Annotated in this window: 8 protein-coding genes; 2 read left to right on the top strand and 6 right to left on the bottom strand. The window is 66.5% G+C overall.

Annotation, left to right across the window (positions count from 1 at the left end):
* The first annotated feature begins 540 nt into the window (after positions 1-540).
* A complete protein-coding gene (locus ACZ7NC_RS43255; RefSeq protein ID WP_471497460.1) occupies positions 541-675 on the top strand; it encodes a hypothetical protein in 135 nt (44 codons plus the stop codon).
* Between the two features lie 157 nt (positions 676-832).
* Here ACZ7NC_RS43255 and ACZ7NC_RS43250 read toward each other — a convergent pair whose 3' ends face one another.
* From ACZ7NC_RS43250 to ACZ7NC_RS43225, 6 genes are all read right to left on the bottom strand, one after another.
* Positions 833-2,203, bottom strand: coding sequence for a hypothetical protein (locus tag ACZ7NC_RS43250; RefSeq protein WP_471497457.1), 1,371 nt, complete (start codon positions 2,201-2,203; stop codon positions 833-835).
* Between the two features lie 1,567 nt (positions 2,204-3,770).
* Positions 3,771-4,544, bottom strand: a complete 774-nt coding sequence (locus ACZ7NC_RS43245) for a hypothetical protein (protein ID WP_053760154.1) — start codon at positions 4,542-4,544, stop codon at positions 3,771-3,773.
* 402 nt (positions 4,545-4,946) lie between these two features.
* A complete protein-coding gene (locus ACZ7NC_RS43240; RefSeq protein WP_471497455.1) occupies positions 4,947-5,348 on the bottom strand; it encodes a hypothetical protein in 402 nt (133 codons plus the stop codon).
* 688 nt (positions 5,349-6,036) lie between these two features.
* Positions 6,037-7,032, bottom strand: a complete 996-nt coding sequence (locus tag ACZ7NC_RS43235) for a ParA family protein (protein WP_356584295.1) — start codon at positions 7,030-7,032, stop codon at positions 6,037-6,039.
* Between the two features lie 1,193 nt (positions 7,033-8,225).
* Entirely contained in the window at positions 8,226-8,705 is a 480-nt protein-coding gene (locus ACZ7NC_RS43230; RefSeq protein ID WP_471497452.1) for a hypothetical protein, read from the bottom strand.
* Positions 8,702-9,010: a hypothetical protein gene (locus ACZ7NC_RS43225; protein ID WP_471497449.1), complete on the bottom strand. Its 309-nt coding sequence runs from the start codon at positions 9,008-9,010 to the stop codon at positions 8,702-8,704. Before ACZ7NC_RS43225 ends, ACZ7NC_RS43230 begins: the two co-directional genes overlap by 4 nt.
* On the opposite strand from ACZ7NC_RS43225, the gene ACZ7NC_RS43220 reads away from it, so the two are divergent.
* A partial coding sequence (locus tag ACZ7NC_RS43220; RefSeq protein WP_471497462.1) for a helix-turn-helix domain-containing protein occupies positions 8,995-9,129 on the top strand: 135 nt, incomplete at its 3' end. The genes ACZ7NC_RS43225 and ACZ7NC_RS43220 overlap by 16 nt on opposite strands.

The following is a 9,129-nucleotide window of genomic DNA, read 5'->3' as shown; positions in this document are numbered from 1 at the left end:
GCAGTACCGGCCCCACGTCCTCGACGGCTTCATCGCCGGGACCGGACTCTCCCTCGACCTCCCACCACCATCACCTTGAAGCGCCGAAGTCAGTAACGCCCTCTGGACACCTGTCCCGCCGCCGACGACCAGGCGCCGGCGCGCACCGCGAGCCCGGTTGGCGGAGCCACGCCGACGGGTGCGGAAGCGGATCTGTCAGCGGCGCGGGCGGCGATGGTCGCCCGGCAGCCCACGATTCGCACCGTGATCGCCGCCCTGGCGACCTCGAGCGGGCGCAGCCCATCAGCTCGGCCAGCTGCCGTGCCGACACCTCGTGCTCAAGCCCGCCGGCCTGTTCGGCCAGCTGCAACCGCGCGGTGAGGTTCTTCAGGTCGGTGCCGCCACCGGGCCCCGGCCACACGACGGCTTCCACAGCGGCCCGCAGGCGGGCGATCGCCACCATGGCATCGGCCCGGCACACGATCGCGTCCGAAGTGCCCACGAACGCCCGCGCCTTGTCGAGCATCCCGGCGAGCTTGCCTTTCGGCGTACCGCTCCCCCTTGCGCGAGCGCAGCGACCGCGCCCAGGCGCCGCCCGCCGTTGGGCGCAGCACCTGGGCCTCCCACCACTGCGCGAGGGTCCCCTCCCTGCCGGGCTGGGAGACCTCGACCGCCAAGGCCATCGTCAGTCGGTAGCCGGAATCGGCGGCCGTCCTGCCCGCGTACAGGCGTTCGGTGTCGCCCTCCAGCAGCAGCCGGCGCGCCCGCGCCGACAGACCCGGCAGCCCTTGCACCCACTCGGTCAACGACGGCCGCCGAGTCGGCCGGTGCGCGATGGCGCGTACGGGACGGCTCATGCCCCCTCCCCCGCCAGCGCCCCGCTGCCACCTACCGGCAAGTCCGGGGATCGCGTTACGGACACGGCGTGCTCCGGCGGCGCGGGGCGGATCAGGCCACGGACCTGAGCGGCCGCCTGCGTGTACCCGTCCGGTTCGGCATCCGCCTCGGCCGACGGCCGGGCGGCCCGCAGCGTACGCAGCCGTTCGTCCAGGAGCGCGTGCGCCGTATTGAACCGGGCCGTCTGGGCGGCCTCTTCAGCGGCTTCGCGGGCGTCGTCGAGGCTGTCGTGGAGGTGGCTGCGCCGCATCTCGGTGGCGAAGACCTTCTCGTACTCGGCCTGGGCCTGCGGCTGGTAGGCGAACCGGTTCACGGCCCGGCGCTGCAGTGCGCTCAGTTGCAGTTCCGCGGCCAGCCGCGCCGCGAGTGCCACCGCCTCGGCGAAGACGCCTCCGCCCGCGGCGAGCAGGTCCGTCACCGCCTGGTCGACGGCGCCGCGCATGTCCTGCTCGGTCCTGTGAACAGCATCAAGCCGGTGCTCCTCGTCGGCCATGCCCCAGGTGGCGACCGCCACGTCGACGGCTTCGGCCACCAGTTCCTCGACGCGGCGCTCGTCGCGGCACCGGCCGCACAGACCGGCTGTCTCCGGCTTCCCGCAGACCGTGCAGGCAAGCGCCTGTCGGGTGGCCTCCTGGGCCGAGTGCCGGGCCCGCTGCTCTGCCCACACCCGTTTACGGGCGTGCCGCTCCTGGACGGCCTGCTCGCGGCGTACCGCGGTGGCGGCGGCCTCGCGCTGCCAGCACGCGTTCAGCTCCGCCTCGAACACCGGCCGGTCAACCCGGCCGCCGGCCAGTGCTGTTGTCGTCTTGGCGAAGGCGCGGGAGCGCAGCGCCCGTGCGTCCAGGGCCAGCATCTGGCAGGCGGCGCAGTCGGCCCGGGTGTCCATCCGCCGTCCGTCGTCGCACCGGCCGTCGGGACACAGGGCCCGGCGCGGCAGAGCACGGCCGACCAGCCAGCCCACCGGGTCGGTGACCGGTCCCGTGCCCTGCTCGGTCAACCGGCGCTTGAGCCGCTCCCGCAGAATCCGCTGAGCGTCCACCTGCGGACCGCACGCCCCCGAGATCTCGCCGAGCCGCGCCCGGACCACCTTCGTGACGTACCGCCGCGTCGTCTGCCGGTCCAGCCGGCCCCACACCACGGCCACCGGCTCCAGCGCACGCTCCAGCCCCTTGGGCAGCTGAGCCCACGCCGGCGGCGGCCCCGCCGACGCATCCCGCCACGCCTGAAGCGATGACGCCGCGGCCGGCGAACCCGACTCCCGCTCCGCCAGCAGCAGATCAGGCTTCTCCCCGCGAAGCGGGCGAGCCCCGCCGACGACGACCGTCACGTCACCCTGGACACCATCCTCCGGCGCCGGGGAGTTCCCGCCCTCGCAGGCGCGGACCGGCTGACGGCAGTACCCCGATGCGGCTTCGCCGGAAAACCCGAGACCTCCAGCACCTTCACCACGTACATCAGCCACCACAGCGTGTTCGGTGTGAGGGTCTGCAGCAGCACGACTCGCCTCGACCGTCTCAAAGACGGTCTGACATGCGAAAAGATCGCTCCCAGAACCGTCGAGATCCCTGGGTGCAGTTCCGGAACCCTCCTCGACGCCCTCCAGGTCATCCCAGGACAGCTGCCGCCACCCATCCCCCTCCACCACAAGGACATCGGCCTGTTCGTGCCCGGCACACCGAACGCAGCGCGCCGCATCACCGGCAGACGCCGGATCAGAAGATGCGGAACCCTCGAGCTCGGCAGCGTCCCGGACCGCGGCCGCGGACCCATGCGCGGCCGCCACCGCCGGGACCACGAGTCGACCCGGCGCGACTGTCACCGCTTCCGCTGCCACGAGCCGACCCAGCACCGTCGCGGCCACCGACGCACGGCACCGCAGCATCCGCGCCAGCGTCACCGCCGCCCGACCGTGCCGAGCCACCGTCTTCGCCAACGGGCCACCGACCAACGGGACCCGCCCGTCCGGCCGCGCATGCAAGGCCAGCAGAACCAGTGCCAGCCGATCGGAGGCCGCACCCCTCCCCCGCCGCCCCTTCTTAACCAACAGACCAGGAGGCGTGGCGCACTGCTCACCCCAACCCGGAGCGAACAACTCCTCCAGGAACCGCAGCAGCGTCGCCAACTCGGCCTTCGTCAACGCCAAAGGTGCCCCGACGTTGTTCCGGTCCTCCCACAGCGCTTGCACCCGATACTCGACACCGGTCGGCAGACCGTCGCCGCCCCGCAGCACACGTGCAGCGACGGCATCAACGTCACGGAGAACGCCGAGTACTTCGTGGTCGACGGTCGACTCCGACACCCCGAGCCAGCGACCCAGCTCCCGTGCCGTGATCTCAACGCGGCAGCTTCCGTGGCTGGCCTTCGCCATCAGCACGAGGGTGCCGAGACGCACAACATCCTTGCGGCCGACGAGCCTGGGATCGGCAAGCAGAGCGCGGACGGCCGTCAACAGCCGGAACTGCATGCCGCGCCCCAGTTGCAGGGCCGTACCCGGTCGGTCGGGCAGGCGCGGAGACACTGACGAAACGTCAGTGATCGACGGCGCTCGCCCTGCAGTTTTGGACTTCTTGGGTAGGCTTCCGCCTGCTTCAGGCATGACTGAGCCGACCCTCGTACGGGTAGCTATGATCTGCTCCAGTCGAGGAGGTACAAGGACATCCGTCATCGCCACCCGGCCCGCTAGGCCGTAGCAGAACAGCCGGGCATGCGACGCGATTCAGCTAGGGATGTCGGTTGTGCCTCACCTCCTCGACAACAGCAGTGGCCCGGGACCGCAGATCCCGGGCCGTCCTGCTACATGAGCCCCCGCAGGGCGTTTCTCAGCGGAGCGTTCCGGAAGCCATTGCTTCGCGGTCGACTCCGGCTGCTGGCTTCTCGACGGGATGCCCGGCGAGTCACTTGGTTTCCCGGTCAGGACGCCGACCAAAGTGCTTGAGTTGGGGCCCGTACTCGTTGCGGAGGCTTATGTCGTCCACAGGGCGTCGAATGAGCCCACCGTCCGGAAGGCCATAGAGCTCGGACCAACGAGACTGTGCACCCTTCGTTTGGTGCTCGATGATTCGGATCGCTGAGCCAGGGTGCTGCGACGACACATGCTGCTGCACCTTCTGGTACGTGGCCTCGTTGAATGCGGTGTTTGATGTGGCAAACACCGTGACCTGTTGGGGAATGGTGCTGAAGGCCAGGAGAGCGATCTCCGTGTCTTGGACAGTGATCGTGGTGTCCAAGATCTTGCGCGGCCAGTGGAAGATGGTTTCGAGGTTCGGTGGAAGTTCAGCGATCCATTCGCCGATCGGGACTGCGACGAAGTTGGACCGCTGGTGCGCGAGGACAAATCCCGTGTGGGCACCGAAATCGTTGGTTACCTCAACGCCCTCAGGGGTGATCCACAGGATTGAGTCCAACTTGGTGGCAGTGTCACGTGCTGCATCTCGCGCTGCGTTGACCGCAAGCGACACCCAGGGCTCCATCGCCCGAGCTTCGCTGCGAGAGCGCTTCTTGCCCGGCCAGACGAGCTGATCCACAAAAGCGAACACGCGTACGACAATGACGTCTTCCCCGTCGAGCGCACTTGAGTTCACGAGGCCGAGCTGGGCGGCCTTGGTCACCCAGGAGCGGTTGACGTTGGCCGTGCTCGCGAGAACGGCCGGCTGCACGTAGGCGGACAAGGCGTCTCCAGTGTGTGTCCTTCAGGCTGTGGATCACCGTAGCGCATTGCGGCCCGTTCTCGTGTCACGACGCGACACCATTCCCCCTCGATTCTTCGCTCCCGCCTGGGCGTTCGTCCGAGTTGTTCGGTTATGCCGAGCTGTTTGCGTGTCGCGTCGCGTCATAGTCGAGGCGCTCAAAAGGGCCGAACGATACGAACATAGGAGCGCACCAAGATCCCTACAGGCATCGCTACAGACATCGCTACAGACATCCCTATAGAACTACTGATGTAACTACGAAGGCGCCTACTCAACTGCACGCCGACTGTCTCTGCTCACGGAAGGGCAGGCAGAAATGCGGAGGCGCCGACCACATCGCTGTGGTCGGCGCCTCCACGGATCCGACGGGGTGCCTCTGCCCTACTTCCCGAGCGGCCCTTCTGATTCGAGATCGCGGAGGAAGCTGTCAAGGGCCCCTGAGTAGACGTGAACGGCGATGCGCGCGTGCCCTGCTTCCCGGAGATCATTGGCAAGGGGCGCTGCGACGGCATAGACCTCAGGGCTGACCCGATGGCTGGCCTGCTTCCCCGTGCCCACGTCCGTCTCACGAGAGAGAAGGAACTCCTCGGCGAGCGCCAACTGCTCCTCTATGGTCGCCGGCAGATACCGGCTCATTGCAGCGTCGACATACTGCGCAGCCGTCAGCGACTTGCCGGAAGACGAACAATCTTGCGCCACCCGCTTGCTGAGCTGTGTCACCAAGTCCGCCGCGAAGCGGAACGGATGCGTTTGCCAGGCGTCCCGACGGAGCTTGAGGTCCACCCTGCTGTTACGCCATGACTTGAGCAGTGCCGTGTGTGCGGGCCCTACCGTGGAGCCCTGGCGGGTGGAGACAGAACGCTTTCGCCGGGACCCTGATGAAGGTGCTGCTCCCCCCGCTCTTGGGTCAGCCTCAGACGTCTCGGCTGTGGCCCCCTCCTCCCCTGGTCCCGGCTGCTCGCCGTCATGAGCAACGAGGTGCTGGTCAGGGGCCTCCCCGTCGTCGGGTAGGCCTTGGTAGGCATGCGAGGTCTTTCCGTGTGATGCTCCAGAGCTAGCAGTGTCTGGAGATGAAAGATCACCGAGATCCGGTCGTGCCGGTTGGCTGGGTTGCACATCCGTGGCGGAGACCGACAGAAGCGTGCCGGAGCCGGATTCCGCTCCCTCGCTCAACGCCTGGTCCTCGGCGGGCGTCTGCGTCGTGTCCGGCGCAACCGCCTCAGCCGCGTCCTGCGAGTCAAAAGGTGTGCTGGGGGCAGGTACGGCAATGGCGTCGTGTGCGGCTGAGGCCGGAACCTGGACAGGCTGTACTGGCTGAACTCCGGCACCCTGGCCCAGGACCGAGCGGGCCGCCACGCTTGCCGCACCCGACAGGGCGGGATTGCTGAGCAAGTCTGGACGAGGCCTGAGACCCGCGACCTTCTTCGCCGTCCTCTTCTTGGGCTTGCGCTCCGCTCCGGAGGTCTCTTCCTCAGGCATCGACGTTCTCCTCGACGAGGACCGGATCGGCGATGGTCCACTTCTGGCGCGGCAGTTGGATGCGGTCCAGGATCTCCTCCACGACGCCCGTGTACTGCTTGCCACACGAGTGATTCGGGAACCGCGTTACGGCGGGCCGACCGTGGATGTAGGACTCCGAGATGCGGACGTCGCGTCGCACATCTGTAACGAACGGAAAGAGGCCCCGTCCTGGCTCGGCGTTGATGCCGTCACCAATCATCGCGTTCCGGATATCCACGTCTTGAGCCGTCCACGCAGACTCCGGGTTGGAGCGATTGAGTAGAGCGCCGAGAAGCTGCGGCTCGCAGACCCCCTGGGTGTTCGTTGCGATCGCCTGCGTGGCTGCGCTCAGAACCAGGGCGCCCTTGATGGACTGGTACTCCGGGATGCAGACGGTTACCACGAAGTCAGCGGCCGCCAGCGCCACTGCGTTGAGGTGGGATACGGCCGGCGGTGTGTCGATGAGGACAAAGTGGAAGCCCCGTGCCTCCTGGAGCAAGAGGTGCCGAAGGGTGACGATCTCCTTGTAGGGCTTCGTCACGAAGGCGTTCTGCGCCGCTGACATGGATGCCTCTTCCGAGGCAAGGACGCAGAGCTGACCGTGACCTTCGAAGTCTCCCAGTACCTCGTCGGTGCGGTCGAACATCGCCTGCTTGAGATGCGGACGCGGGAACTTCTGGAGAGCCATCTGCAGGATGTAGCCGAGGGACCGCTGGAGCTCCGCTTCGTTCGCAGCCTCATCCTCATGGCCGCCGAGCGTGATGCCGAGCGCAGTTCCAGCTTGCGCCTGGGGCTCAAGATCAACAATTAGGACGTTGTAGCCGGCCATGGAGAGGCGTGCGCCCAAATTCACCGTAGTGGTGGTCTTGCCCACGCCGCCCTTCTGAGTGGCGATGGCAAGCACCACCGGCGCCGGGAGCGATGCCTCGTCGGCGACTTCGATGTCGCTCGGAAGGGTTGTGGTCATCGCGAGGGCCTCCGGAGTTGGGAGAGAGGGTGGCTGCGGGAGACGGCGGGGTGACTGTCGCGTCGTGTCACGCGCTTCAGGTGTATCTGAGTGACGGTACTTGTCATTTGCTGCATCATGAGTGCGCTCTGCTGGCTATTACGGACATTGGGGGCGTGCTTCGTGCACTGGATGTCTGCAGTCCGTGTCACGACGCGACACGGGCGACCATAACAGGAAGATGCGACGAGTGTTGGTGTTGTGGCATAGCGCGGGGCGTGTCGCGGGTCTTGCGGTGTGCCGAGTCGACGCCAGTACCAAGGCCGCGGAGCTTGAGGAACTGCCGCGCAGGCAGGGGGGTGCGCAGGCGGCGACAAGAGGTCATGCATCTAGATAGTGCAAAAGGGACGTGGTGCGCGTGCAGGCAGAGTGACAGGGGCGGACGTGCCAAGGCGCGGAAAGTTCGAGCAGGATGCACTCGAAGCATGTAACGGGCAGATCGACGCGCAGGAAGCAACATACTCGCAGGTGGGCGAGTTGATAGTGGACAACAGCAGATGTAGGTGCAGTAGCTATCGCCGGAAGAGCGTGTGAGGTGGAGAGACGACTGGCCTGGCTACATCAATCGAAACCTACAGAGGTACGAGCATCCCTACAGAGATACCTACAGAGATCCCTACGCACCTACACTCATACCTACAAGCATGCCTACAGGGGCGAGTTGATTGGCAAAGCCCTAGCAGTCAGTGCGCGAGCTGTGGAGGTGGAATGAGCCTGTGTCGGCAATAGGCGGCGAGTACGAAGTGTAGGAGCAGTGCCAGACTATGTGTTGTTAGGGGAAAGCGAATCGCCAGTGGTAAGCGCGCGGGAAAGGCAGAAGGTAAATGCCGCCCGGAACGAATCGTTCAATGAACCAGAGCCGAGGCGAGTGCTCACTTGTGTGGTACGTCAATCACTAGGTGCATTGTCGGCGTACCAGTATCGCGGAGTTCAAAGGGACCTGATGTTGAAACTCCGTCCCAAGCTAGCTGCATGAGGCAATTCTCGACGACCAGCCGTCTCCGGTCGATATCGAAAACCCGTCGTAACTGGGCTATTCGATGACACTGCTTGAGAACATTCCTATGGAGAATTCAAGGAGGTAGAGAGCCCGAGGGGGCAGTGGTTGTGTGGCGCGTGCAGTGGACACTGGGGGGAGCCATACGGCAGCAACACTATGTCTGGCGGCGACCGGGCTCTGGCTGGTGGCAGTAGGGCACCTGAACGTCTACAGCCGGAACACCTCGGCGCTCTGAACGGCTCAGCCGCACGCGGAGGGGCCAGGTTCCTGCACGGCCCGAGTGGGCTTGGTGAGGTGGGCCAGAAGGACAATCCTCTGGGCGGCCGAAGACGTCGCCGGGAGCTGGCACGCCGGGGACCTGGCCCGTACTCGGTGATGCTGTAGTGAAGCGCAGCCAGAGCCGACCGTCGCCGGTGCGGATGTCCAGGGTGTCGGGGCTGGTGCTTTCCACGTGACCAGCGGGCCGGGTACACAGCACCCTGCGGGCGGCCAGCAGGACGTCCAGGCCAGGGAGTTCCCGGTAGTCGGGGTCGGTGGGCTGTGTCCAGCCGGTGTCGGGGCGGATGTGGATGGTGTAGTCGGCGTCGGGGTCGATCAGCTGGCGGGCGGTGGCGTAGGCGTGGTCGGGGTTCATGCCGCTGCTCCGTCGGACGAGGGGCGCGGGTGCTCGTGCTCGCCGCCGTTGTTCACCTCGACGAGCAACAGAACGGGTCCTTCGTTCTGGTCCTCGATGTGGACGTAGGGGACGTCGGTGGGGGTGTTGTCCTCGGGGGAGGCGTCGACCACGGTGATCGACGCGTCGCCGGATGCGGTGGAGTTCGGGGTCGGCCATGGGCTTTCCAGGGGCGGTGGCGTGGGGGCGGGGGAGTACTGATCTTTGACGTCGTGTTTGATGTTCTGGCCGTGTTCGGCATACCGGGTGTATGGGGACCGGAACACGCAAGTTCTTGAGTCCAGTTGAGCTGGAACAGCGGCGTATGCAGGCAGCTGATTTATTCGAACAGGGGATGCGGCAGAGCAAGGTCGCGGAGGCGCTGGGGGTGACGCCGCAGGCGGTC

Source organism: Streptomyces sp. NPDC111802, from assembly GCF_055634335.1.
The sequence above is the reverse complement of the archived record's forward strand: the minus strand, read 5'-3'. Positions and strand labels throughout refer to the sequence as shown.